Below are 23,204 nucleotides of genomic sequence, written 5' to 3'. Positions count from 1 at the left end.
GCGCGCTCAGCGTGCCCTGTCCCGTCGGCGCAGCTTGTGCGCCAGCAGCTTTTCGATCGCGGCGTCAAGATCGTGCGGGCTGGGCACCTCCGCCGATGGGGTATGCCCGGCGGCCACGATCTCGTTGCGCACTTCCAATAACGCCTTGAGGCAGGACACGTCGGCGGTCAACAGGATGCCTTGCGCCAGCGCCTCGGCGTCGGTTTCCATCGCCTCTTCGCTCAGCGCGACGCTGTGCATGTAGCCGCCGCGGCAGGAGCGGACCAGGATGTGCCCGCTCGGGTGGACGGTGTCGAAAGCGGGATTGGCGTCCGTCATCGACCGCCGTCAACGATGCCGCCGAAATCTCGTGCCGCGCCGTGCTCGTGCTGTTCCCACATCGCCGCCGACACCGTCAGGTTTTCGGCCATGTCGGCGTGGTCGGCGGCTTGCTGCTCGTAGCACCGACGGCGCAGCTCGAGCAGTTCGCGTCCGGCGTCGCGCAGTTCACCGAAGACGGGCCCGAGGGAGTCGAGGCTTTCCTGAATCGCCGCATGCGACGACGGAACGGTGCGCAGGTAGTCGGAGGTCTCCTGGTGATGCGCGGCGGCTTCGCGCAATTGCGCCGGCACCACACGGATCGGATCTGCCATCTGCGTTCTCCTCCTCACGCGCCGCCGGGGGTTCCGGCGGGATCACTGCGGATCGCTGTTGTCAGGCGGTCGACGTGCCCGCCGGCCCGGTGGGTGTCGGTGTGTGCGGCTTGGCCGGCGGGGTCGCGGGCGCGGTCGCCGCCGGCGGATGCTCCCAGCCTAGAAAGCCCGGGCCGGTCACGGTGGCGATGCGTTGAATCTGGCCGTCGAGAAGGGCCTTTTCATGGCCGAGGGCAAGCGCGTGGCGGTCGGTGAACAGCCCGATATCGCCGGGCCCGACCTGTGTCGGATCGACGGGGTTGGCGACCGCGGTCCCCGGGGCGGGGACGGTGATGCCCTGCTGATGGAACGCGTCCGCGATCGCCGCGCCGCCGACGGCGGCTTTGATCACCGCCGCCAGCTGGGGGCTGGGGGCCATCACCGTGTCGCCGTCGGGCAGGGTCACCGCCGTCGGCACCGTTGCCGGACCCGGCGGCGGTTCCTCGGGCGCGTCCGCCGAAACGTCCTCTTCGCGGGCCTCGGCGTCGTCTTGGTCGTCGCCCGGGTCCGGGTGGTGGGCTCCCGGCAATCCGTCGTCGGCGGCGTCGCGAAGCGCCGAACGCCCGGCCTCGGCCAGGTCGGGAAGCGGCAGCCCGCCCGGTCCGCCCAGCCCCGGCATCGACGCGCCGCCAAAGCTGGGAATGGACGGCATTGCCGGCGGAGCCGGGGCGGTGGCGCCGCCGGCGGGGGCGGGGGCTGTAGCGTCCGCGGCTGCGGGCGGGCTCGGATCGTCGGCGAACATCGGGTCGAGTAGCGGGTCGGAATCGGGATCGTCGACCGGCGGCTGGCCCGCGTCGTCGGCCGGTTCGGCGACGACAGCAGGGTGGCCGTCGGGCGCGTTCTTCGACGCGTCGTACAGCGACGTCCACGCCGTCATCAGGGCCGACTTCGACGTGTCGTCGAGGCTGGCGTTCAGCACGACCGCGCGAATGTCCTTGAGCTTGCCGATGAGGAATCTCTGGAAATCGCGCGCGCCCGACGGGGTGTCGAGATCGGATCGGGTCAGGACCGCGGTTTCGATCTCTCGCTGCAGCTTGCTCAGCGCTTCTTGGCCCTCGACGGCCTTGAGGTGCGCGTTCAGGATCGCCGTGATCACCTGCATGTCGAGTTGCGAGCTCGCCGAGTTCTGGTGTGCCAGAGCCGCTTCGGCGTCGGCCATGGCTTCGGCGGCGTCGCCCTCAGGCTGTCCCGGTGGCGGTCCGCCGGGCGCGCCCGCACCGAAGACGTCGGGGTGTTGTTGACGGATCTTGCGCACGATGGCGTCGAGACGCTCGGGGGGTGTGACGGGGGTGATCGCCGCAGCGACCTCGTCCGCCGCCAGACCCGTCTGCCACGCGTTCGGATCGCCGGTGCGGTCCCGGACGCGCGTGATCGCGGCGATCAGCTCGTCATGCGTCGACATCGGTGTCGCGGCCCCTCCATGCCGGGCGACAGTACGCAGGCACGCTCGTGGCGACAACTCACCCCGGCGAGCCTGTGAGCGGACGAGCGGGCTAGCTCGCAGGGCCGGCGTACTGTGCCCGCAGGCCATCCAGCACAACCTTTTTCGCGCGACCGAGTTCGCGGGCATCGGACACCACCGTGGCAATCTCGCGTTGTTTGTCCACCAGAAATCGTTGCAATTCGCGCGCGCCCACGGGGGTGTCGACGGCTAGGGCCGCGCGCTGAGCGGCGACGCGGTCGATCTCCTCGGCGATGGCGTCGAGGCGCCGGATGCTCTCCCGAGTCGCAGCGTGCGCGCTGGCAAGCACCTCGGCCAGCACGCGGTCGGCGTCGGCGACGGTGCCGTGTTGGCCGGCCAGCGCCGATTGCCGCGCCTGGATGGCGTCCACCGAAGGTCCGGCATGTTCCGACATCGGTTCAACCTTTTCGTCGTGCCCGGATTGCCGAGCGGTCGTTGCTTGTCACAACGGCCGCCGGATCGCGATGTTGTTGCCCAGTCGGCTGATTCGCACCGACGCGCCCGAATACGGCGCCTCGACGACCAGGTTGTTGCCGATGGCCATCTGGACGTGCCCGGCGTGGGGGAATACGAGGTCGCCGGGCCGGATCTGCGAACGGGGCACCGGGATCCCGTCGTTGATCTGCTGATAGGTGGTGCGGCCCAAGTGGATACCCGCCTGCGCGTAGGACCACTGGACCAACCCGGAGCAGTCGAACTGGTTGGGCCCGGTGGCCCCCCACACGTAGGGCCGTCCCAGGCGCGACAAGGCGGCCCGCACCGCGGCCCCGGCGCGGCCATTCGGGGCCAGCGGGCGGCGGGCACGGTGGTGGCTCGTCCGGTAGCGCAGCGCCCGCAGGGCGGCGGAGTGCCGTCGCGCCTGCAGGCGTGCCGACAGCACGTGTGCGCGTTGCGCGCGCAGCCGGCCCGCGCGGCGGCGCAGCGCCTCCCGCTGGGCCAGCGGGGTGACCGGGGGGACCGCGGCGTCGGCGCGGGCCTCGTCGACGACGGACTTGGTGCGCTCGCCGGCCTCGGCCCGATCCCGGTGTGCGGCGGCGATGACGCGGGCGGCCTCGGCATCCGTGCCGGCGGCCGACAGCATCCGGTCGCGGGCCGCGTTGGCAACCAGCCGGTAATCGCCATGCGCCACAGCGTTATTCAGTTCGGCGGTTCGCCGCAGCAGTTCGTCGTGATGCGCCGTGCGGGCATCCAGCGTCGGCTGCCCGGTGCCGCCGGCGAACAAGCGGTGCGCTCGGCTCAACACGTCGACTTCGGTGTCGCTCACTGTGTCCCCTCGTCGCCGTTCTGGTCGGGGCTGTCCGCGATCATGGCGGTCGTGGATTCCAGGGCCTCGGCGAAGGCGCGAACGCGGGGGAGCGCCCCGGGCGGGATGGCGCCCCGGTTGCGGATGTCCCACATGTCGTCGGTGCTGACACCGACGAGGGCCGCGATGACGGCCTCCGGCAGCGGCGATTGCATGCAGGCGCGGTCGAAGCGGGCGCTCAGGCTGGTGGGCATCCGCTCCAGCAGGGCGGTGCGCGTCGCCTCGAGCGCCTGTAGGTGCTCCATCAGCCGGCCCGTCGAGTCGGCACCGGCGTTGACAGCCACGCGCCAGGAGCTGGCGGCCAGCATCTCGGCCTTCACGCATTGAGCGATCACAGACAGAATATACGTCTCATATTCGTTTGATGTCGTCGCAGGCAGTCGATCGATGACGGATTTGAGGGCGTCGAGCTGCGCCTCGGCGTAGCCTTCCAGCACTTCGGTGTCGCTGTGGCGGTCGACGAGCACCGTGCCGGCCGGCCTCGCGGACCCCGCCTCGACCGGTTGCGCGGCCATCAGCCGGGCCAGCTCGGCGTCCGGATCGGCGGCGACCAGCAGCCGCGAATAGGTGCCCGGCGGCAGACCGAGCCCGTTTTCGACCTTCTGAACTGTGCTTTTGTGCGGCTTGCGGGCGCCACGCTCCAGAAAGCTCAGGCCCATGATGCTGATGCCGGTCGCGGCGGCGAGGTCGGCCAGCGACCAATCGCGTGACTCGCGCAGCGCGCGGATGGCCGCGCCGGCCGATTCACGGCTCACCGCAGGCTCCGGCCATAGGCCGGATATTACACACGCCGGTCCTCGACCCAGGAGATATACGTTTTTGTCACGTTTCTCTCGCGCTGCCTCGCTATATGCGTATACGCTTTGTTCTACGTTTCACCGCGGACAAGGAGACCGACATGGGACACCCCTGCGCAGCCAACCCGGAACTGTGGTTCGGCTATCCCGACGACGACGGTGGTGACGGCGCGGCGAAGGCGCGCGCGTACGAGCGGTCCGCCACCGAGGCGCGGATCCAATGCCTGCGCCGCTGCCCGCTGGCACAACAGCGTAGATGCGCCCAGCACGCCATCGCGCACCACGAGGAGTACGGCGTCTGGGCGGGCGTCAAGCTGCCCGGCGGGCAGTACCGCAAGCGCGAACAGCTCGCCCGGGCCCACGAGGTCCTGCGCCGCATCGCCGCCGGCGAGATCAATTCGCGGCAGCTGCCCGAGAACGCGAGCCTGCTGGAGCGCCACGAGCACGAGGCGGCTCCCGTCGCCGCCGTGGTGCTGCACCTGCCGATCGCGCAAGTGGGGCCGCGCTCGGCCGCCTGACCTCCGCTCCAGACAGTTTGCTGCCCCGGCCAACGGGGTAGACGGGCTTGGCACGACCGAGTCCGTCGACCCGAAGGCGCTCCCATGACGTTCGACCTGACACCGACGGCAGCACAACACGATCTGGCCCGGCGCACCCACGAGTTCGCCGAAGAGGTGATCCGGCCGGTGGCGCTCCACTACGACCAGCGCCAGGAGTTCCCGTGGCCGGTGCTCGAGGAGGCCGCGCAGCGCGGCTTCTACAGCCCGCTGTTCTACCGGGACCTCATCGGCGACCCCACCGGCATCTCCCTACCGATGTTCATGGAGGAGCTGTTTTGGGGCTGCGCCGGAATCGGTTTGGCGATCGTCATGCCGGCGCTGGCCCTCTCGGCGATCGGCCAGGCCGCCTCCCCCGAGCAGATGCTGCAGTGGGCCCCCGAATGCTTCGGCACGCCAGGCGATATCAAGCTCGCCGCCCTGGCGATTTCCGAGCCCGAGGGCGGCAGCGACGTGCGGAATCTGCGCACCCGCGCGCGCCGCGACGGTGACGACTGGATCATCGACGGCCACAAGATGTGGATCGGCAACGGCGGCATCGCCAACGTGCACGTGGTCAACGCCGTGGTCGACGAGGAGCTCGGCCACCGCGGCCAGGCGCTGTTCGTGGTCCCCGGCGGGACGCCCGGGCTGAAACTGGTGCGAAAGCTCGACAAGCTGGGTTGCCGCGCGTCCCACACCGCCGAACTGCTGTTCGAGGGCGTGCGCGTCCCGGGCGCCAATCTGCTTGGCGGAGAAGAGAAACTCGAACACAAGCTCGCCAAGGCCCGCGAGGTGGTGGCCGGTGCGAAGCGGTCGGGCTCGGCCACCTTGGGCACCTTCGAACAGACCCGCCCGATGGTGGCCGCCCAGGCGATCGGGATCGCGCGCGCCGCACTGGAATACGCGACGTGGTATGCGACCGAACGCGAGGCGTTCGGCGGCCCGATCATCGACAACCAGGGCATCGCGTTCCCCCTGGCGGAGCTGGCCACCCAGATCGACGCCGCCCGGCTGCTGACCTGGCGCGCCTCATGGATGGCCGCTAACAACGTGCCCTTCGAACGCGGCGAGGGCTCGATGTCGAAACTCGCCGCCAGCGAGGTCGCGGTGAAGGCCACCGAACGCGCCATCCAGACCATGGGCGGCTGGGGCTACATCACCGACCACCCGGTGGAGAAGTGGTATCGGGATGCCAAGCTGTACACCATCTTCGAGGGCACCAGCGAGATTCAGCGGATGGTCATCTCCAACGCGCTGGGCGCCGCCGTGGGCACACCGCCGCTGCACGTGGTGATCGAGCCGACCGGGGGACCGTTGAACCGGCTTTTCGGCCGCGGCACCCCGCTGCGCTCCCGCGTCGCCGACACCGCGCTGTCGATGCAGGACCGCGTCCCCGAACCGGTCATGAAACTGGCCATGAAGGTGCTCCGGCCGCCGGGCAGGTGAGCGGGTCGGACGATGAGCAACCTCGAAGCGGCCCCGGCCGAAGTCGCCTGCAGCGCTTCACGGGTTGCGGGCACCGAGCTGTTGCATCCGCGGGAAGTTCCGTTGGGCGGCCCCCGGGGGATCCGGGTGCGGCGCACGCTTCCACAACGCCAACGCTCGCTGGTGGGTGCGTGGTGTTTCATCGACCATTACGGTCCCGTGCGCGCCCGCATGGACGTGCCGCCCCATCCCCACACCGGATTGCAAACCGCCAGTTGGTTGTTCAGCGGGGGAGTGGAGCACCGCGACAGCGCCAGCGTCCACGCCGTGGTCCGGCCGGGCGAGCTGAACCTCATGACGGCGGGCGCCGGCATCTGCCACTCCGAGGTGTCGGTGGGATCGAACGACGTCCTGCATGGGGTTCAGCTGTGGGTCGCGTTACCGGATGCCGACCGCCACACCGGCCGCGACTTCGCCCACCACGCGCCCGTGCCGACACCGCTTCCGGGCGCCACAGCGCGCGTGTTTCTCGGCGAGCTGGGCGGCAGCCGTTCGCCGGTGCACACATTCACGCCGCTGCTCGGCGCGCAGATCGACGTGGAACCCAACGCCGCGCTGGACATCGACGTCGACCCCGCCTTCGAGCACGGTGTGCTCTGCGACGCCGGGCCCGTCGCGGTGGGCGAGACTAGCCTGGCGGTCGGTGACCTCGGCTACCAAGGTCCGAGCCACTCGGCGTTGCACTTGCGCAACCTCGGTGACGGTCCGGCGCGGGTGCTGCTACTGGGCGGGACCCCGTTCGGCGAAGAACTGGTGATGTGGTGGAACTTCGTCGGGCGAAGTCATGACGACATCGTCGGCTACCGCAGACTGTGGGAGGACGCCGACGACCGCTTCGGTGCGGTCACGGGCTACCGCGGCCGGGTCGCCCGACTGCCGGCCCCGCCGCTGCCGACCACCCGGCTGCGGCCTCGATAGAACCAAGAAGGAGAGCGGAAATGACAACCGACAAGACCGGAGCAGAAGCCGTCGTCACCAAGGAGGAGGGTCGGTACACCATTGCCGTCGAGGGCAAGACCGTCGGCCTCGCCGACTTCGCCGACCGCGACAACCAGCGGGTCTTCCACCACACCGAGATCGACCCGGCCTACGGCGGACGCGGCCTGGCGACCATCCTCGTCGAGGAGGCGCTCAACGGAGCTCGCGACGATGGCAAGCGCGTCGTTCCCGTGTGCTCGATGGTGGTCACCGTGCTCAAGAAGCACCCCGAGTTCGACGACATCACCGATCCGGTGACGCCCGAGATTTCGCGCTGGCTGCGGTCATGATGGGAGAGAGTTCGAGCCTGAGCTAGGGCCGACGACCGAGCAGCGCGTTTCTACTCTTTCTCGGGCGCACCAAAGTACTTGACCGCAAGCGATTTCGCGAGGTTGAGGAGTTCCTGACATGAGCGGTCTGCTTCCTCGTCGCTAAAGAGGTGTTCAACCCGTGCTAAATTATTGCGGACCCATGTTACGGTTTCCTCTGGGGATGCAGAGTTCATCTCATCGTAGCCATCTAGATACTGTCGAATAAGTGGTACCCGAAACCAGTTATCGGCGACGCCCGCCAATTCAGTTGGGGCGATAACAAAACGGACCTGGCCACGGTCGTTAGAGAGATCCCAACTGATAACCGGCCCGGCCAAGCGCAGCGAGGCGTTGATCGATGGGTTCCCAGAAGTCGTCGAATCGGTAATTCGATACTTCGGGTCCAAGTACAGAAAATCGAAGTAACGTAAGAAGAATTCGAGCAATGTCTGCATTACTTATCGCGCTCCCTCGGCTGGCGGCAGCAGGGTATTGTCTCCTGCTAACCGATATCCGTGCATTTCTAAATATCGAAGTTCCGCACCCGCGTATGAATCTGGGTCCACCCGGTAAACCGGCACCGATAGAGTAATCTTGTCGCGGTTCATGATAGCCACGTCGAGCAGATGCTGATTGGCGGCGAGCCGCTCAATCGGTGTAGACGAGTTCCAAGCTTCCCCGATATCGAAGTAGCTTGCGCCGCGCTGTTGAGCAAGCTCGATGTACGAGGGGCCGCCGTCTGGGTTTTTATAGGGTCCAAGGACGGTTTCGCCGCTTCCGGTGAGATGCTGCTCGGACAGCGCGCGTAAGTCGGGCGTGAGGTAGCTGAGCGGGTCGTCAAGGTGGAATTCCGGATGGGCTGGATCAATCACAGCGGGCACCGGGCTATCGCGGACCACCGGTACGTGAGGCCCGGCCGGTGGATGCTCAGCCGGTACGTCGCCGTGCGCAACCGGCGGCGCGTGCTCGACCGGCGGCGGCTCAAGGGGATGGGTTCCGGGCACAGGGTCACCGCCGATGCCGGGTTCGCCACGGGGCGGCAGCGTCGCTTTGGCGATTTCCTCGCGTAACTCGGCTCCGCTGAGCCCCCGTGCCAAAACATTTTCGGATGTCAAGCCCTCCAACGCTTGCCGGCTGAAGAGCGTCTTCAAGCCTTCGCCATGCCGCCTCACCGCCGGCCTTCAGTTCAGGACCACCGACCGCCAGGGTGATCGCGCTCCACAGCGGTTCGGGGGTCGCTTGCACTTGGCCGGGATCCGGTGTCCGCATGCCGGTCAACTTGCCGCCGTTGAAGGTGTAGGACGTGCCGGTGGCCTGGTCGAAGAACTCGCCCGTGCCGTTTTTGAGTTGGCCGACAACTTGGACGGGTTGGCCGTTGACGTTGTAGGTGAACATGAAATGGCCGTCGGGGGTGATGCTCACCGACGCGGGGTCGATGCCGTTGTAGTCGGGAATCTTGCCCAGGTCGTCGAGCGCATGCGCGAGATCGGCTTTGAGCTTGGGCAGTCTGGCGCTGGCGGCGTCGCCTTCGGGTGAGCCCGGGCCGTGGACATAGAGGTCGGCCATCGCCTTGTCGAGCGCCTGTTGCGCGGCGCGCACCTTGGCCATTTGGTCCACCACGGCCTGATTGGTGACTTGGCGGATGTCTGCCATCGCATCCTGTTGAGCCGCAGACGGTGCGGGCACGCCGTCGCTGTCGATGCCGTGCAGGGCAACGCCGTCGTAGCCCTCGGCGTGGAGGTTGTTAAGCGCTTTCTGAAGTCCGTCGGAGTAGCCGTTGCGAATCGACAGCAGATCGGCCAGGGCGGCCTTGGTGTCCCGCAGCGCGTCGCCCTCGCACGTGTCGATAAAGGCATGCAGCGCTTGCCTGTCGGCCGCGCTGAAGCTTTTATCGTTCAACATCGCGGCGGCCTCGGCGACCAGGTCCGAGATGGTCTTCAACTGAGAATCTAGGGTTGCGATCCGTGCGGCCGCCGCTTTTCGCGCGTCGGCCAGCGCTGCGGCGATGTTCTCCAGGTCCGCACCGATCCTGGGAAGCTGCAACGACTGCGCCCCCAGGGATTTCGTCACCCGCTGCACTTCGTCGGAGTCGTTGATCGGGTGTCCGCCGTCCTCGTGGTTCCACGCGGCCTCGAAGCGGGCACGGGCTTGTTGGAACGCGCTGTCGGCCTCCGCGGTGCATCGGCCCGCGCGATGAAAGGCCTCGGCCAGGTTGGCGATCTGCGACGGGCTACCCGACTGAAGGCTTGCGTTGATAGCCCAGGGATCGCCGCCGGCCGCGGCGATCAGAGCGTGCACATCGATATAGGGGAGTCCCATGAGACCGTCCCCGGCTACGCAGGCCCGAGCATGGTCGTTACGGTACTAATTCAGGCGCATCGGTCAATTCATCGCGATCGCCTACCGGCCGGTCCGCTCCCGGTGCTTGCACCCCGGCCAGCAGCAGGGCCGGCGTTTGCCTTCCTCCAGCTCCTCCTGGGTTCGCCGGATGCGGCGCTGTCGGGTCACCTCTTGCTTGGCGTCTTCGACCCAGCAGATGAATTCGTTGCGCGCCAACGGCGTTATGTCCTGCCATGCGGCCAGCGCGGTGGAGTTCGCGGTCAACGCCTCGCGCAGGTCTGACGGCAACTTATGCACCACTCCGCCAGGGACTCGGTTGCTGCTCACCGGGCTAGGGTAAGGCGATCGAGCCTCGGGAGGCAGCATTGAGCGACGACGAAGTGCGGATGATCGTCTTGTCGACCGACGACCTGGACGAGTCGATCCGGTTCTACAGCGAGACCCTCGGAATGCCGCTGAAGTTCCGCGACGGGGCCCACTTCGCCGCCCTCGACGGCGGCGCGGTCACCCTCGCGCTGGCGACCGCGGTCGACCACCCGATACCCGGGCAGGTCGTCGTCGGGATTAGGACCGCCGACGTCGACGCCTCGGCGAAGGCGATCGAAGCCAGTGGCGGCGGCATCGTCAAGGGCCCCTACGACGACGCCCACGAGCGACGCGCCGTCGTCTACGACAACAAGGGCAACGGGCTGGTCTTCTACAGCCCCCTCACCCGCTGAAACGCTGGGACTAGAACATCGTCGGGAAGCGTTGTGGCCGCAACCATGTCGCTGCGCCGCGGGACGCCGCGGTTAGGTCGGCACGACTACGCTGACTCAGCGATCGCGACCAATCGGTGGGCGACCTTGCCCACCGTGTCCAGCTCGCCGGTGGCTACGGCGATCACCAGATCGAACTTCTCATCCTCCGGCGCCGAAATGGTGTAGCCGTTGTAGCCGTAGAACAGGCGCATGGCGACCCAGCCGAGCCGCTTGTTGCCGTCGATGAGCGCATGGTTTTTGACCAACGATTCCAATAGCGCCGCGGCCTTCTCGTGGATCGTCGGATAGGCGTCCTGTCCAAACACCGAGGCACGCGGTCTAGCGAGAGCAGATTCGAGCAGCCCGAAGTCGCGAACCTGTGGTGGGCGCCCAAGATAGGCGTCAGCGGAGGCCAGCAGGTCATCGAGGTCGAGATACTCGGTGCTCACGCGTCAGCGAGCCGCCGCAGCAGTCCGGCATCCTCCTCAACGATCTGAGCCAGCAGAGCGGCACGGCGCGTCTCGCGGTTTTCGAGGTACTGATCGACGGCCTTAAGAGCAACAGCCTGCATCGACAAGCCCTCACGCGCAGCAGCGTCGCGAAGCCGTGCGGTCTGATCTTCGGTCAGACGCAATGTCATCGCCATATGACGATGGTATCAAGTGATACCGGACGATACCGTGCTACATCGGCACGCCGGCATGCCCGCGAACGGATGGGCTTCGACATGTTTGCCCGAAAGATGTTGCAGCGCAACCGAAGCGTCCCTCGCCGACAAAATGCGTCGTTTGTAGAGCATTGCCGACGGGATGTGGGCGCAGTCCGTCATCGACGTCGCGAAAACACTCCCTGACCTGCGCTTACTAGTGGGCGAAGGGGGACTTGAACCCCCACGTCCCGAAGGACACTGGCACCTGAAGCCAGCGCGTCTGCCATTCCGCCACTCGCCCGGAAAAACAACCGATGGACCATACCACTCTAATGGCCCTGCGCCCCAATCGAGTCGGCGGGCTTGCGCGGCCGTCGCCGGCCCCGTGAACTGCGCCGACGCGATTCTCAGAATTTCCACGGTGCCGCAGCGTCGCCGTGTCCCGATACCATGCTGGGGTGAGAGAACACGCGGGCGGTTCGTTTGCCTCGCGCCCGCGGCAGACCACGACAGCTGCGGGCCAGCGCTGAAAGATGAGTAGCCAAAAGGGGCTCGTTCAGCGCATCGAGCGCAGACTCGAGGCGACCGTGGACAACGCATTCGCCAGGGTGTTCGGCGGATCGATCGTCCCGCAAGAGGTTGAAACGCTTTTGCGGCGGGAAGCCGACGATGGCGTCCGCACGCTTCAGGGAAATCGGCTTTTGGCCCCTAACGAATACATCATTACCCTCGGTATGCACGACTTTGCGAAGGTGGGAGCCGATACGGATCTCACGCCCAGCGGCTTCGCCAGGTACGTGGCCGACTATATCTATGAACAGGGGTGGCAAACGTATGGTGATGTGGTCGTCCGGTTCGAGCAGTCGTCGAGCTTGCATACCGGTCAGTACCGTGCCCGCGGTGCTGTCAACCCCGATGTCGAACCCCGCCCGACCGTCAACCATGCCCTCCGGCCACAATCAAATGATGCGTTCGGCGCAGAACGAGGAGTAGCACCAATGACTGACAATTCGAGCTACCACGGGGGTCAGGGGCAGGGCCGGCCCGGCGACGAGTACTACGACGACCGCTACGGGCGCCCCCAGGACGATCAGCGCGGCGCGGATCCGCAGGGCGGACCGGATCCCCGAGGCGGCTATCCGCCCGAGCAGGGCGGCTACCCGCCGCAGGGCGGCTACCCGCCACCCCGTCATCCCGAGCAGGGCGGCTACCCCGAACAAGGCGGCTACCAAGACCAGGGCGGCTACCAAGACCAGGGCGGCTACCAAGCCCAGGGCGGCGGCTACCAAGACCAGGGCGGCTACCAAGGCCAGCGGGGCGGCTACCCCGAGCAGGGCGGCTACCCGGACCAGCGGGGGTACCAGCAGCACGGCTACCCGGAGCAGGGCCGCGGCTACCCCGACCAGCAGCAGGGCGGCTACCCCGACCAGCAGCAGGGTGGTGGCTATCCGCCGTCCTACGAGCAGCGTCCTGGCGGCTACGGCGGCCAGGGCTATGGGCCTGGCGGCCCCGGAGACCAGGGGTACCGCCAGGGCGGCGGCTACGGTCCGCCCGGCGGCGGCCAGCCCGGCGCCACCCAGCAGGCCTACGGCGGATACGGGGAATACGGCCGCGGCCCGGCTCGTCAGGACGAGGGTGCCTACGCGCCCCCGCAGGGCGCGCCCGAGCAGCAGCGGCCGGCATACCCCGACCAGGGCGGCGGGTACGACCAGGGCTACCAGCAGGGCGGGGGATACGGCCAGCAGGAGTACGGCCAGGGCGACTACACCCAGTACGCCGAAAGCGTCCCCGGCGGCGGGTACGCCCCGCAGGGCGGGGGATACGGCGAAACCGCCCACCGCGAGTACGACTACGGCCAGTCCCCCGAGTACGGCCAGCCCGCCGACTACGGTTCGGGCGACTACGGCCAGCAGGCCGGGGGCTACGGCGGTTACGGTCAGGGCGGCTACGGGGCCGCCGGAACTACCGTGACGCTGCAGCTCGACGACGGCAGCGGCCGGACCTACCAGTTGCGCGACGGCTCGAACATCATCGGACGCGGGCAGGACGCCCAATTCCGGTTGCCCGACACCGGCGTCTCGCGGCGTCACCTGGAGATCCGCTGGGACGGACAGGTCGCGCTGCTGTCCGACCTGAATTCCACCAATGGCACCACCGTCAATAACTCACCGGTACAGGAGTGGCAGTTGGCCGACGGCGACGTGATCCGCTTGGGCCACTCGGAGATCATCGTTCGCATTCACTAGACGCAGCGGGCTCAAAGCTGCCGTGCTTCGCCCCGCGTCGACGACCGTCCAAGTATCGTGACGTTGCTGATGTGCTCGGTGTCACCGGCGCGACGAGGGGCGCGGCGCCAGGACGGAAAGGACGCCAGATGCAGGGACTGGTACTGCAGCTGACGCGTGCCGGGTTTTTGATGTTGTTGTGGGTGTTCATCTGGTCGGTGTTGCGGATCTTGCGCACCGACATCTATGCCCCCACCGGGGCGGTCATGGTGCGCCGCGGGCTGGCCTTGCGCGGCACTCTGTTGCCGTCGCGCCAGCGTCGCCATGCCGCGCGCTATCTCGTGGTGACCGAAGGGGCGCTGACAGGTGCGCGCATCACGCTCAGCGGGCAGCCCGTGTTGATCGGACGCGCTGACGACTCGACCCTGGTGCTCACCGACGACTACGCCTCGACACGGCACGCGCGGCTGTCCCAGCGCGGCTCGGAATGGTATGTCGAGGATCTAGGATCGACCAACGGCACTTACCTTGACAGGGCGAAGGTGACGACTGCGGTAAGGGTTCCCCTTGGCACGCCGGTTCGTATCGGCAAAACGTCGATTGAGTTGCGCCCGTGAGCCTTGTCCTGCGCTATGCCGCCCGAAGCGATCGCGGCCTGGTACGCACCAACAACGAAGACTCCGTGTACGCCGGGGCGCGACTGCTGGCCCTGGCCGACGGCATGGGCGGCCACGCCGCCGGCGAGGTGGCGTCCCAGTTGGTGATCGCCGCGCTGGCCCACCTCGACGACGACGAACCCGGCGGCGACCTGCTCGCCAAGCTCGACTCGGCGGTGCGCGCCGGCAACGCAGCCATCGCCGCGCAGGTCGAGATGGAGCCCGACCTCGAGGGCATGGGCACCACGCTGACCGCAATCCTGTTCGACGGCAACCGGATTGGGTTGGTGCACATCGGCGACTCCCGCGGCTACATGCTGCGCGACGGCGAACTGTCCCAGATCACCAAAGACGACACGTTCGTCCAAACCCTGGTCGACGAGGGACGGATCACCCGCGAGGAGGCGCACAGCCACCCGCAGCGGTCGCTGATCATGCGCGCGTTGACGGGCCACGAGGTCGAGCCCACCCTGACCATGCGCGAAGCGCGCGCCGGCGACCGCTACCTGCTGTGCTCCGACGGGTTGTCCGACCCGGTCAGCGACGAGACCATCCTCGAGGCGCTGCAGATCCCCGACGTGGCCGAGAGCGCTTACCGGCTCATCGAATTGGCGCTGCGCGGCGGCGGTCCCGACAACGTCACCGTCGTGGTAGCCGACGTCGTCGACTACGACTACGGCCAGACGCAGCCGATCCTGGCCGGTGCGGTGTCCGGTGAGGACGACCAGCTGACTCTGCCCAACACCTCCGCCGGCCGCGCTTCGGCGATCCGGCCCCGCGACGAGGTGGCCAAACGCGTTCCGCCGCAAGAGGAACCGCCCAAACGCACCCGCTGGCCGCGACGGCGGATGGCGATCGTCGGCACGCTGGTGGTGCTGCTGGTGCTCGCGGGCCTGGGCATCGGCCGGGCGATCATCCGGAGCAACTACTACGTCGCCGAATACAACGGCATGGTGTCGATCCTGCGCGGGATTCAAGGGTCACTGCTGGGCATGTCCCTGCACGAGCCGTACCTGATCGGCTGCCTGAACGCCCGCAACGAGCTGTCCCTGATCGGCTCCAGCCAGACCGGCGGCCATCTCGACTGCCACCTGATGCAACTGCAGGACCTGCGCCCGCCCGAACGCGCCCAGGTCCAGGCCGGGCTTCCGGCCGGAACCCTGGACAACGCCATCGCGCAGTTGCGCGAGTTGTCGGCCAATTCCCTTCTGCCACCGTGCCCGCCGCCACGTGCCACCTCTCCGCCCGCCCCGCCGACGACCCCGGCGCCCCCGACAACTACTACCCCTTCCAGCGGCACCACCGCACCCAGCAGCACCACCCCAGCAGCGCCCGCGACGACGTCGCCCACCCCCACCCAGACGCTGACTGCACTCCCGCCACCCCCACCTAAGCCGGGCATCGACTGCCGGGCGGTGGCATGACCACACAAGTCCAGCCGCCGGTGGCGGTTACTCCGCCGCTGCCCACTCGGCGCAATGCCGAACTGTTGTTGTTGGGCTTCGCCGCGCTGATCACCGTCGCCGCATTGCTCATCGTCCAGGCCAACCAGGACCGTGATCTGCGCTGGAACCTGGTCACCTACGGGCTCATCTTCACGGCCATGTTCGGCAGCGCACACTTGGCCGTCCGGCGCTTCGCGCCCTACACCGACCCGCTGCTGCTGCCAATTGTGGCCCTGCTCAACGGACTTGGCCTGGTGATGATCCACCGGCTCGACCTCGTCAACAACGAGCTGGGCGGCCGTCGTCACCCCAGCGCGACCCAGCAGCTGCTGTGGACCGTGGTCGGGGTGGCCGCCTTCGCGTTGGTGGTCACCTTTTTGAAGGACCACCGCCAACTCGCGCGCTACGGCTACATCTGCGGCATCGCGGGTCTGATTTTTTTGGCGATTCCCGCGCTGCTGCCCGCGTCGCTGTCCGAGCAGAACGGCGCCAAGATCTGGATTCGGTTGCCGGGCTTCTCAATTCAGCCGGCCGAGTTCTCCAAGATCCTGCTGCTGATCTTTTTCTCGGCGGTACTGATCGCCAAACGCAGGCTGTTCACCAGCGTCGGCAAGCACGTCATGGGCATGACGCTGCCCCGTCCCCGAGACCTCGCGCCGCTGCTGGCCGCGTGGGTGATTTCGGTGGGCGTGATGGTGTTCGAAAAGGACCTCGGCACATCGCTGTTGCTCTACGCGTCGTTCCTGGTGGTGGTCTATCTGGCCACCCAGCGCTTCAGCTGGGTCGTCATCGGGCTGGTGCTGTTCGCCGCGGCGAGCGCCGCCGCGTATTTCCTGTTCGACCACGTCCGGGTGCGGGTGCAGATGTGGTGGGACCCGTTCTCCGATCCCGACGGCAACGGTTATCAGCTGGTGCAGTCGATGTTCAGCTTCGCGACCGGCGGCATCTTCGGCACCGGCCTGGGCAACGGCCAGCCCGACACCGTGCCGGCGGCGTCGACCGACTTCATCATCGCCGCGTTCGGGGAAGAGCTGGGCCTGGTGGGGTTGGCCGCGCTGCTGATGCTGTACACGATCGTCATCGTCCGGGGCCTGCGCACGGCGATCGCGACCCGCGAAAGCTTCGGCAAGCTGCTGGCCGCGGGCCTGGCGTCGACGCTGGCCATCCAGTTGTTCATCGTCGTCGGCGGCGTGACGCGCGTGATCCCGCTGACCGGGCTGACCACCCCGTGGATGTCCTACGGCGGGTCGTCGCTGCTGGCCAACTACATCCTGCTGGCCATCCTCGCGCGGATCTCGCACAGCGCCCGGCGGCCCCTGCGCACCCGGGCGCGCAACACGTCGCCGATCGCGGCGGCCGGCACCGAGGTGATTGAGCGGGTATGAACGCCTCTCTCCGCCGGATCTCGGTGACCGTGATGGCGTTGGTGGTGCTGCTGTTGCTCAACGCGACGATGACCCAGGTCTTCGCCGCCGAGGGGCTGCGGGCCGACCCGCGCAACCAGCGGGTCCTGCTCGACGAGTACTCGCGCCAGCGCGGCCAGATCATCGCCGGCGGTCAGCTGCTGGCCTACTCGGTGGCCACCGACAGCCGGTTCAGGTTCCTGCGCGTCTATCCCAACCCCGCGGTGTACGCCCCGGTCACCGGCTTCTACTCGCTGCGCTACTCGAGCACGGGCCTCGAGCGCACCGAGGACCCACTGCTGAACGGGTCCGACGAGCGGCTGTTCGGGCGCCGGCTCGCCGACTTTTTCACCGGCCGCGACCCGCGCGGCGGCAACGTCGACACCACGCTGGTTCCCAGGGTTCAGCAGGCGGCGTGGGATGCGATGCAGCAGGGCTGCGGCGGCCCGCCGTGCAAGGGCGCCGTGGTCGCGCTGGAGCCGTCCACCGGCAAGATTCTGGCCATGGTGTCGTCGCCGTCCTACGACCCCAACCTGCTGGCGTCGCATGATCCCGAGGTGCAGGCGCGAGCGTGGCAGGAACTGCGCGACGACCCCAACAATCCGCTGACCAACCGGGCCATCTCCGAGACCTATCCACCCGGTTCGACGTTCAAGGTGATCACCACGGCGGCGGCGCTGCAGGCCGGCGCGACCGAAACCGAGCAGCTGACCGCGGCCGCCACCATCCCGCTGCCGAACAGCACCGCCACCCTGGAGAACTACGGCGGCGCGCCGTGCGGCAACGAGCCCACGGTGTCGCTCAGCCAGGCGTTCGCCCAATCGTGTAACACGGCGTTCGTTCAGCTGGGGCTGCTGACCGGGGCCGACGCACTGCGCAGCATGGCGCGCTCGTTCGGTCTGGACAGCACGCCCAGCGTCATACCGCTGCAGGTCGCCGAGTCCACCGTCGGGGTCATCCCGGACGCCGCCGCGCTGGGGATGTCGAGCATCGGCCAAAAGGACGTGGCGCTGACCCCGCTGGAAAACGCCGAGATCGCCGCGACCATCGCGAACGCCGGGGTGACGATGCAGCCCTACCTGATCGAGAGCCTCAAGGGGCCCGACCTGTCCAACATCAGCACCACGGCGCCCTACCAACAGCGCCGCGCGGTGTCGCCGCAGGTCGCCGCTAAGCTAACAGAGCTGATGGTCGGCGCCGAGAAGGTCGCACAGCAGAAAGGGGCGATTCCCGGCGTGCAGATTGCATCCAAGACGGGTACCGCAGAGCATGGCACCGACCCACGCCATACTCCGCCGCACGCCTGGTACATCGCGTTCGCGCCGGCGCAAACGCCGAAGGTTGCCGTGGCGGTGCTGGTGGAGAACGGCGCCAACGAGCTGTCCGCGACCGGCGGCGCGCTCGCCGCGCCGATCGGGCGGGCGGTGATCGAGGCCGCGCTACAGGGAGGACCATGAGCCCGCGAGTTGGGGTGACGCTGTCAGGCCGGTACCGCCTGCAGCGCCTGATCGCCACCGGTGGCATGGGCCAGGTCTGGGAGGCCGTGGACAGCCGGCTGGGCCGGCGCGTCGCGGTCAAGGTGCTCAAGCAGGAGTTCTCCCAGGATCCCGAGTTCATCGAACGGTTCCGCGCCGAGGCGCGCACGACCGCGATGCTCAACCACCCGGGGATCGCCGCCGTCCACGACTACGGCGAAAGCCAGCTCGACGGCGAGGGGCGCACCGCCTACCTGGTGATGGAGCTGGTCAACGGCGAACCGCTGAACTCGGTGCTCAAGCGCACCGGGCGGCTGTCGCTGCGGCACGCGCTGGACATGCTCGAGCAGACCGGCCGCGCCCTTCAGGTCGCGCACGCCGCCGGCCTGGTCCACCGCGACGTCAAACCCGGCAACATCCTGATCACCCCGACCGGCCAGGTGAAGATCACCGACTTCGGCATCGCCAAGGCCGTCGACGCGGCGCCGGTGACGCAGACCGGGATGGTGATGGGCACCGCCCAATACATCGCCCCCGAACAGGCGCTGGGCCACGACGCGACCCCGGCCAGTGACGTCTATTCGCTGGGAGTCGTTGGCTACGAAGTGGTTTCGGGCAAGCGGCCGTTCACCGGCGACGGCGCGTTGACGGTGGCGATGAAACACATCAAGGAGCCCCCGCCGCCGTTGCCCGCCGAGTTGCCGCCCAACGTGCGGGAACTCATCGAGATCACCCTCGTCAAGAACCCTCAGATGCGCTACCGCAGCGGGGGGCCGTTCGCCGACGCCGTCGCCGCGGTGCGGGCCGGGCGCCGACCGCCGCGGCCGAGCCAGTCGCCGCCCCCCGGCCGCGCCTCGCCGGCGGCCATCCCGTCGAGTCCGCATGCCCGGGCGACCGCCGTCGGGCCGGCCCGCAGCCCGGCCGTCCGCCGATCCGGGCCGTCCACCGGGCGTTCGCGTCCGCCGGCCCGGCGCACGTTCTCGTCGGGCCAGCGTGCGCTGCTGTGGGCCGCGGGGGTGCTGGGGGCGCTGGCGATCTTGATCGCGGTCATCATCGTCATCAATTCCCGCGGGGACAACCAGCAGCAGCCGCCGATGGTCACCGACACCGGACCCCCGCCGGCGACCGCGCCGGGACCGGCGAGCAAGACCCCGGGCGGGGCCGGGCCGCGCCTGCGCCTGGATTGGACGGATCGCGGCGGCATAGGTAATGCTGGACTTCAGAGCAGGCCGCATGGACACGGCTGGGCCGCCCCCCTCGGGCCCGGCGCATCGCCGGCCCGCGATGAGACACCGCGATGACAACCCCGCAGCACCTGTCCGACCGCTATGAGCTCGGCGAGATCCTCGGTTTCGGGGGCATGTCCGAAGTTCATCTGGCCCGCGACGTCCGTTTGCACCGCGACGTCGCGGTGAAGGTGCTGCGCGCCGACCTGGCCCGCGATCCCAGCTTTTATCTGCGCTTCCGGCGCGAGGCCCAAAACGCCGCGGCGCTCAACCACCCGTCGATCGTCGCGGTGTACGACACCGGCGAGGCGGAGACGCCGACCGGGCCGCTGCCCTACATCGTCATGGAGTACGTCGACGGCGTCACCCTGCGCGACATCGTGCACACCGACGGCCCGCTCCCGCCCCGGCGGGCCATCGAGATCATCGCCGACGCCTGCCAGGCGCTGAACTTCAGCCACCAAAACGGCATCATCCACCGCGACGTCAAGCCGGCCAACATCATGATCAGCACCACCAACGCGGTCAAGGTGATGGACTTTGGCATAGCCCGCGCGATCGCCGACAGCGGCAACAGCGTCACGCAGACTGCGGCGGTGATCGGGACCGCCCAGTACCTGTCCCCCGAACAGGCCCGGGGCGATTCCGTCGACGCCCGGTCCGATGTCTACTCGTTGGGCTGTGTCCTCTACGAAATCCTCACCGGCGAACCGCCTTTCACCGGTGACTCGCCCGTCGCGGTCGCCTACCAGCACGTCCGCGAGGATCCGGTGCCGCCGTCGAAGCGGCACGAGGGCATCTCCGCCGACCTGGACGCCGTCGTCCTCAAGGCGCTGGCCAAGAACCCGGACAACCGCTATCAGACCGCAGCCGAAATGCGGGCCGACCTGGTGCGGGTGCACAACGGCGAGGCGCCCGAGGCGCCCAAGGTGCTCACCGACGCCGAGCGCAGCTCGTACCTGTCGTCCAACGCGCCCAGCCACGGGCCGCGCACCGACCCGCTGCCCCGGCAGAATTTCGACGACGCCGACAGCGATCGGCCCGGCGGGTCCATCGGCCGCTGGGTTGTGGCGGTCGCGGTGCTGGCGGTGCTGACGATCGTGGTCGTGATCGCCTTCAACACCTTCGGCGGCAGCACCCGCGATGTCCAGGTGCCCGACATGCGCGGCCAGGTGTCCGCCGACGCGATCGCCACCCTGCAAAATCACGGGTTCAAGACGCGCACGCTGCAGAAGCCGGACTCGACGGTGCCCCCGGACCACGTCATCAGCACCGATCCGGGAGCCAACGCGTCGGTGAGCGCCGGCGACGAGATCACGATCAACGTCTCCACCGGTCCGGAACAGCGGGAGGTGCCCGACGTCTCCTCGCTCAGCTACACCGACGCGGTCAACAAGCTCAAGGCTGCGGGCTTCAGCAAGTTCAAGACGGCGAACTCGCCGTCGGCCCCGGAGTTGCTGGGCAAGGTGATCGGGACCAACCCGCCGGCCAACCAGACGTCGGCCATCACGAACGTGATCACCGTCATCGTCGGCTCCGGGCCGGAGACCAAACAGGTTCCCGACGTCGCCGGTCAGACCGTCGACGTCGCACAAAAGAACCTGACCGTCTACGGGTTCACGAAATTCAGCCAGACACAGGTCGACAGCTCCAGGCCGGCCGGCGAGGTGATCGGCACCAATCCGCCCAAGGGGCAGACGGTTCCGGTGGACTCGGTGATCGAGATCCAGGTGTCCAAGGGCAACCAGTTCACGATGCCCGACCTGTCGGGCATGTTCTGGACGGACGCCGAGCCGCGGCTACGCGCGCTGGGCTGGACCGGCGTTCTGGACAAGGGCGCCGACGTCGACGCCGGCGGCTCCCAGTCCCACCGGGTGGTCTATCAGAACCCGCCGGCCGGTGCCGGCTGCAACCGCGACGGCATCATCACGCTGAGGTTCGGCCAGTAGCCGTCGCGTCCTCCGGGAAATGCGGTCGGACCGCGGCGCGGACCTCGTTCTCCAGGCGGCGCACCAGGGTGTCGTCGCGCGTCCAGCCGCAGTGGGCGAGCCAGTTGGCCAGCATCCGGTGCCCGCCCTCGGTCAGGATCGACTCCGGATGGAACTGCACGCCGTGGATCGGCAACTCGGTGTGCCGCACGCCCATGATCACGCCGCTGCGGGTGCGCGCCGTGACCTCCAGCGCCGCCGGCAGCGACTCCGGCAGGATCGTCAGCGAGTGGTAGCGCGTCGCGGTGAACGGGTCCGGAAGCCCCTGCAGCACACCGGTATTGGTGTGGAAGACACTGCTGGTCTTGCCGTGCAGCAACTCGGGTGCGCGGTCCACCGTGGCGCCGAACGCCACGCCGATGGCCTGGTGCCCCAAGCAGACCCCGAGCAGCGGGGTGCGCTGCTCGGCGCAGGCACGCACCAGCCCGATCGACGCGCCCGCGCGCTCCGGGGTGCCCGGCCCCGGGCTGAGCAGGACGCCGTCGAACTGCGCGGCGACGGCGGCATGGTCGTCGGGTGAACCGGACAGGCGGGTGTCGTCGTTGCGCCAGACGTCGGCCTCGACGCCGAGCTGCCCGAGGTACTGCACGAGGTTGAACACGAAGCTGTCGTAGTTGTCGACAACCAGGATCCGCATCGTGTCAGGGTACCGGCCCCGCCCGGGCACCGATGCGCCGCTCAGTACCCCACCGGGCCCGCGGGCTGCGCGAAATGCGTCCGGGCGGGTTCGGAATGGCCGACGACCTGCACGTCGGGTTTGACCTCTTCGTGATAGCCCAGGCCGAACCGCACCACGTACTGCTTGTAGAGGACGACCAGGGGAGCGGCGGCCAGCGCGGCCTGCATGGCCGCCGCGTCGCCGATCGCGGTGATCGTGTAGGGCGGGCTGTAGGTACGCCCGTTGAGCAGCAGCGTGTTGCCCACGCAGCGCGGCACCGAGGTCGCGATGATCCGCTGGTCCTGCATCTGGATCGCCTCGGCGCCCGCGCTCCACAGCGCGTTGAGGACGGCCTGGATGTCCTGCTGGTGCACCACCAGATCGTCGGGCGACGCGTCGCGGGGGAAGCGGCCGTTGGCGTCGCGCTGCGCGTCCTGGAGGGTGACCACCAGGCCCGGGCCGTGGACCGGGCCCATGCCCGCCTCGGCTGACAACTCGGCGGAGCGTCGCAGCATCGCCGCCAGCGCGGCGTCCGAGGACCGGCCGTGCGACGCATCGATCTTCTTGGCCAGCTCGTCGCGTTCGGCGCGGAGGCGATTGACCGACGACTGCGCCTCACGGACCAAATCGACCAGGCGCGGCGCGTCGCTGCGGCGGATCTCGGCGCCACCGGACACCCCGTGCGTGGCCGCGAGCAGCAACCCGGCCAACAAGCACACCAACGGGACACCGAAGCGCCAGGGGGAGCGGCGCGTGTCCGTCATCGAACTCTCCGTTTCCTGCTCAGCGTTGCAGGTGGGTTAGTCTCGTAGCGAGCTTTACGTGCAGCCGCCACCGTTATCGTCGCACCCCC

General features: G+C 68.4%; 24 protein-coding genes, 1 tRNA gene and 1 pseudogene. 12 read left to right on the top strand and 14 right to left on the bottom strand.

What is annotated here, in order from left to right; all coding sequences use genetic code 11:
* Positions 1 to 6: 6 nt before the first annotated feature.
* From AC5Y4Z_RS14955 to AC5Y4Z_RS14930, 6 genes are all read right to left on the bottom strand, one after another.
* On the bottom strand, positions 7 to 318 hold the full coding sequence (locus tag AC5Y4Z_RS14955) for a DUF2694 family protein (RefSeq protein WP_499965187.1): 312 nt from the start codon (positions 316 to 318) through the stop codon (positions 7 to 9).
* The gene (locus AC5Y4Z_RS14950) at positions 315 to 632 is read right to left on the bottom strand and encodes an ESX-1 secretion-associated protein (protein ID WP_499965185.1); all 318 of its coding nucleotides are present in this window, start codon (positions 630 to 632) and stop codon (positions 315 to 317) included. Before AC5Y4Z_RS14950 ends, AC5Y4Z_RS14955 begins: the two co-directional genes overlap by 4 nt.
* Before the next feature lie 61 nt (positions 633 to 693).
* A complete protein-coding gene (locus tag AC5Y4Z_RS14945; protein ID WP_499965183.1) occupies positions 694 to 2,073 on the bottom strand; it encodes a DUF4226 domain-containing protein in 1,380 nt (459 codons plus the stop codon).
* A 91-nt stretch (positions 2,074 to 2,164) separates the two neighbouring features.
* Positions 2,165 to 2,527, bottom strand: a complete 363-nt coding sequence (locus AC5Y4Z_RS14940; protein ID WP_499965181.1) for a DUF4226 domain-containing protein — start codon at positions 2,525 to 2,527, stop codon at positions 2,165 to 2,167.
* A gap of 48 nt (positions 2,528 to 2,575) precedes the next feature.
* The gene (locus AC5Y4Z_RS14935; protein ID WP_499965178.1) at positions 2,576 to 3,397 is read right to left on the bottom strand and encodes a C40 family peptidase; all 822 of its coding nucleotides are present in this window, start codon (positions 3,395 to 3,397) and stop codon (positions 2,576 to 2,578) included.
* On the bottom strand, positions 3,394 to 4,191 hold the full coding sequence (locus AC5Y4Z_RS14930; protein WP_499965175.1) for a helix-turn-helix domain-containing protein: 798 nt from the start codon (positions 4,189 to 4,191) through the stop codon (positions 3,394 to 3,396). The genes AC5Y4Z_RS14935 and AC5Y4Z_RS14930 overlap by 4 nt, the downstream gene beginning before the upstream one ends.
* A gap of 143 nt (positions 4,192 to 4,334) precedes the next feature.
* On the opposite strand from AC5Y4Z_RS14930, the gene AC5Y4Z_RS14925 reads away from it, so the two are divergent.
* The 4 genes from AC5Y4Z_RS14925 to AC5Y4Z_RS14910 all read left to right on the top strand — a co-directional run bounded on the left by AC5Y4Z_RS14925 (position 4,335) and on the right by AC5Y4Z_RS14910 (position 7,525).
* On the top strand, positions 4,335 to 4,751 hold the full coding sequence (locus tag AC5Y4Z_RS14925) for a WhiB family transcriptional regulator (protein ID WP_499965173.1): 417 nt from the start codon (positions 4,335 to 4,337) through the stop codon (positions 4,749 to 4,751).
* An 84-nt stretch (positions 4,752 to 4,835) separates the two neighbouring features.
* A complete protein-coding gene (locus tag AC5Y4Z_RS14920) occupies positions 4,836 to 6,218 on the top strand; it encodes an acyl-CoA dehydrogenase family protein (RefSeq protein ID WP_499965171.1) in 1,383 nt (460 codons plus the stop codon).
* A gap of 12 nt (positions 6,219 to 6,230) precedes the next feature.
* A complete protein-coding gene (locus AC5Y4Z_RS14915; RefSeq protein ID WP_499965168.1) occupies positions 6,231 to 7,175 on the top strand; it encodes a pirin family protein in 945 nt (314 codons plus the stop codon).
* 20 nt (positions 7,176 to 7,195) lie between these two features.
* Positions 7,196 to 7,525 carry a GNAT family N-acetyltransferase gene (locus tag AC5Y4Z_RS14910; protein ID WP_499965166.1) on the top strand — a complete coding sequence of 110 codons (330 nt, stop codon included), beginning with the start codon at positions 7,196 to 7,198 and terminating at the stop codon, positions 7,523 to 7,525.
* 50 nt (positions 7,526 to 7,575) lie between these two features.
* On the opposite strand, the gene AC5Y4Z_RS14905 is transcribed toward AC5Y4Z_RS14910, so the two are convergent.
* The 3 genes and pseudogenes from AC5Y4Z_RS14905 to AC5Y4Z_RS14895 all read right to left on the bottom strand — a co-directional run bounded on the left by AC5Y4Z_RS14905 (position 7,576) and on the right by AC5Y4Z_RS14895 (position 10,213).
* Positions 7,576 to 8,001 carry a hypothetical protein gene (locus AC5Y4Z_RS14905; protein ID WP_499965164.1) on the bottom strand — a complete coding sequence of 142 codons (426 nt, stop codon included), beginning with the start codon at positions 7,999 to 8,001 and terminating at the stop codon, positions 7,576 to 7,578.
* Between the two features lie 3 nt (positions 8,002 to 8,004).
* Positions 8,005 to 9,865, bottom strand: a pseudogene (locus AC5Y4Z_RS14900) (putative alpha/beta hydrolase).
* A gap of 81 nt (positions 9,866 to 9,946) precedes the next feature.
* Positions 9,947 to 10,213, bottom strand: coding sequence for a YdeI/OmpD-associated family protein (locus AC5Y4Z_RS14895; RefSeq protein WP_499965162.1), 267 nt, complete (start codon positions 10,211 to 10,213; stop codon positions 9,947 to 9,949).
* Positions 10,214 to 10,272: 59 nt separating this feature from the next.
* On the opposite strand from AC5Y4Z_RS14895, the gene AC5Y4Z_RS14890 reads away from it, so the two are divergent.
* A complete protein-coding gene (locus tag AC5Y4Z_RS14890) occupies positions 10,273 to 10,605 on the top strand; it encodes a VOC family protein (RefSeq protein WP_499965503.1) in 333 nt (110 codons plus the stop codon).
* 86 nt (positions 10,606 to 10,691) lie between these two features.
* Here the strand turns inward: AC5Y4Z_RS14890 and AC5Y4Z_RS14885 are convergent, their stop codons facing one another.
* From AC5Y4Z_RS14885 to AC5Y4Z_RS14875, 3 genes are all read right to left on the bottom strand, one after another.
* Entirely contained in the window at positions 10,692 to 11,075 is a 384-nt protein-coding gene (locus tag AC5Y4Z_RS14885) for a type II toxin-antitoxin system death-on-curing family toxin (RefSeq protein ID WP_499965160.1), read from the bottom strand.
* Complete coding sequence (locus tag AC5Y4Z_RS14880; RefSeq protein ID WP_499965158.1) at positions 11,072 to 11,272, bottom strand: CopG family transcriptional regulator; 201 nt, start codon at positions 11,270 to 11,272, stop codon at positions 11,072 to 11,074. The genes AC5Y4Z_RS14885 and AC5Y4Z_RS14880 overlap by 4 nt, the downstream gene beginning before the upstream one ends.
* Before the next feature lie 221 nt (positions 11,273 to 11,493).
* Positions 11,494 to 11,576: transfer RNA gene (locus AC5Y4Z_RS14875), tRNA-Leu, on the bottom strand.
* A gap of 232 nt (positions 11,577 to 11,808) precedes the next feature.
* Here AC5Y4Z_RS14875 and AC5Y4Z_RS14870 point away from each other — a divergent pair.
* The 7 genes from AC5Y4Z_RS14870 (at position 11,809) to pknB (ending at position 21,654) form a co-directional block, all read left to right on the top strand.
* Positions 11,809 to 13,521, top strand: a complete 1,713-nt coding sequence (locus AC5Y4Z_RS14870) for an FHA domain-containing protein (protein WP_499965156.1) — start codon at positions 11,809 to 11,811, stop codon at positions 13,519 to 13,521.
* 128 nt (positions 13,522 to 13,649) lie between these two features.
* Positions 13,650 to 14,117, top strand: coding sequence for an FHA domain-containing protein FhaB/FipA (locus AC5Y4Z_RS14865; RefSeq protein WP_499965154.1), 468 nt, complete (start codon positions 13,650 to 13,652; stop codon positions 14,115 to 14,117).
* Positions 14,114 to 15,580 carry a PP2C family protein-serine/threonine phosphatase gene (locus AC5Y4Z_RS14860; RefSeq protein WP_499965152.1) on the top strand — a complete coding sequence of 489 codons (1,467 nt, stop codon included), beginning with the start codon at positions 14,114 to 14,116 and terminating at the stop codon, positions 15,578 to 15,580. Before AC5Y4Z_RS14865 ends, AC5Y4Z_RS14860 begins: the two co-directional genes overlap by 4 nt.
* The gene (locus AC5Y4Z_RS14855; RefSeq protein ID WP_499965150.1) at positions 15,577 to 16,986 is read left to right on the top strand and encodes an FtsW/RodA/SpoVE family cell cycle protein; all 1,410 of its coding nucleotides are present in this window, start codon (positions 15,577 to 15,579) and stop codon (positions 16,984 to 16,986) included. The genes AC5Y4Z_RS14860 and AC5Y4Z_RS14855 overlap by 4 nt, the downstream gene beginning before the upstream one ends.
* Positions 16,983 to 18,461: a D,D-transpeptidase PbpA gene (gene pbpA / locus AC5Y4Z_RS14850; protein ID WP_499965148.1), complete on the top strand. Its 1,479-nt coding sequence runs from the start codon at positions 16,983 to 16,985 to the stop codon at positions 18,459 to 18,461. Before AC5Y4Z_RS14855 ends, pbpA begins: the two co-directional genes overlap by 4 nt.
* Positions 18,458 to 19,780: a serine/threonine-protein kinase gene (locus AC5Y4Z_RS14845; RefSeq protein ID WP_499965146.1), complete on the top strand. Its 1,323-nt coding sequence runs from the start codon at positions 18,458 to 18,460 to the stop codon at positions 19,778 to 19,780. The genes pbpA and AC5Y4Z_RS14845 overlap by 4 nt, the downstream gene beginning before the upstream one ends.
* On the top strand, positions 19,777 to 21,654 hold the full coding sequence (gene pknB, locus AC5Y4Z_RS14840; RefSeq protein ID WP_499965144.1) for a Stk1 family PASTA domain-containing Ser/Thr kinase: 1,878 nt from the start codon (positions 19,777 to 19,779) through the stop codon (positions 21,652 to 21,654). Before AC5Y4Z_RS14845 ends, pknB begins: the two co-directional genes overlap by 4 nt.
* On the opposite strand, the gene AC5Y4Z_RS14835 is transcribed toward pknB, so the two are convergent.
* Both AC5Y4Z_RS14835 and AC5Y4Z_RS14830 read right to left on the bottom strand, forming a co-directional pair.
* Positions 21,632 to 22,330 (bottom strand): aminodeoxychorismate/anthranilate synthase component II, encoded by a 699-nt coding sequence (locus AC5Y4Z_RS14835; protein ID WP_499965142.1) that lies wholly within the window; start codon positions 22,328 to 22,330, stop codon positions 21,632 to 21,634. The genes pknB and AC5Y4Z_RS14835 overlap by 23 nt on opposite strands.
* Before the next feature lie 41 nt (positions 22,331 to 22,371).
* A complete protein-coding gene (locus AC5Y4Z_RS14830; protein ID WP_499965141.1) occupies positions 22,372 to 23,115 on the bottom strand; it encodes a DUF881 domain-containing protein in 744 nt (247 codons plus the stop codon).
* Positions 23,116 to 23,204: the final 89 nt, after the last annotated feature.

The organism is Mycobacterium sp. NGS63 (genome assembly GCF_059812295.1).
Note: the sequence above shows the minus strand (reverse complement) of the source record. Positions and strands in the feature narration are given on the sequence as shown.

Coding starts and splice junctions, on each gene's coding strand:
- AC5Y4Z_RS14955 (WP_499965187.1), bottom strand. CDS start 318: ATGACGGACGCCAATCCCGCTTTCGACACCGTCCACCCGAGCGGGCAC.
- AC5Y4Z_RS14950 (WP_499965185.1), bottom strand. CDS start 632: ATGGCAGATCCGATCCGTGTGGTGCCGGCGCAATTGCGCGAAGCCGCC.
- AC5Y4Z_RS14945 (WP_499965183.1), bottom strand. CDS start 2,073: ATGTCGACGCATGACGAGCTGATCGCCGCGATCACGCGCGTCCGGGAC.
- AC5Y4Z_RS14940 (WP_499965181.1), bottom strand. CDS start 2,527: ATGTCGGAACATGCCGGACCTTCGGTGGACGCCATCCAGGCGCGGCAA.
- AC5Y4Z_RS14925 (WP_499965173.1), top strand. CDS start 4,335: ATGGGACACCCCTGCGCAGCCAACCCGGAACTGTGGTTCGGCTATCCC.
- AC5Y4Z_RS14920 (WP_499965171.1), top strand. CDS start 4,836: ATGACGTTCGACCTGACACCGACGGCAGCACAACACGATCTGGCCCGG.
- AC5Y4Z_RS14915 (WP_499965168.1), top strand. CDS start 6,231: ATGAGCAACCTCGAAGCGGCCCCGGCCGAAGTCGCCTGCAGCGCTTCA.
- AC5Y4Z_RS14910 (WP_499965166.1), top strand. CDS start 7,196: ATGACAACCGACAAGACCGGAGCAGAAGCCGTCGTCACCAAGGAGGAG.
- AC5Y4Z_RS14905 (WP_499965164.1), bottom strand. CDS start 8,001: ATGCAGACATTGCTCGAATTCTTCTTACGTTACTTCGATTTTCTGTAC.
- AC5Y4Z_RS14890 (WP_499965503.1), top strand. CDS start 10,273: ATGATCGTCTTGTCGACCGACGACCTGGACGAGTCGATCCGGTTCTAC.
- AC5Y4Z_RS14880 (WP_499965158.1), bottom strand. CDS start 11,272: ATGGCGATGACATTGCGTCTGACCGAAGATCAGACCGCACGGCTTCGC.
- AC5Y4Z_RS14870 (WP_499965156.1), top strand. CDS start 11,809: ATGAGTAGCCAAAAGGGGCTCGTTCAGCGCATCGAGCGCAGACTCGAG.
- AC5Y4Z_RS14865 (WP_499965154.1), top strand. CDS start 13,650: ATGCAGGGACTGGTACTGCAGCTGACGCGTGCCGGGTTTTTGATGTTG.
- AC5Y4Z_RS14855 (WP_499965150.1), top strand. CDS start 15,577: ATGACCACACAAGTCCAGCCGCCGGTGGCGGTTACTCCGCCGCTGCCC.
- pbpA (WP_499965148.1), top strand. CDS start 16,983: ATGAACGCCTCTCTCCGCCGGATCTCGGTGACCGTGATGGCGTTGGTG.
- AC5Y4Z_RS14845 (WP_499965146.1), top strand. CDS start 18,458: ATGAGCCCGCGAGTTGGGGTGACGCTGTCAGGCCGGTACCGCCTGCAG.
- pknB (WP_499965144.1), top strand. CDS start 19,777: ATGACAACCCCGCAGCACCTGTCCGACCGCTATGAGCTCGGCGAGATC.
- AC5Y4Z_RS14835 (WP_499965142.1), bottom strand. CDS start 22,330: ATGCGGATCCTGGTTGTCGACAACTACGACAGCTTCGTGTTCAACCTC.
- AC5Y4Z_RS14830 (WP_499965141.1), bottom strand. CDS start 23,115: ATGACGGACACGCGCCGCTCCCCCTGGCGCTTCGGTGTCCCGTTGGTG.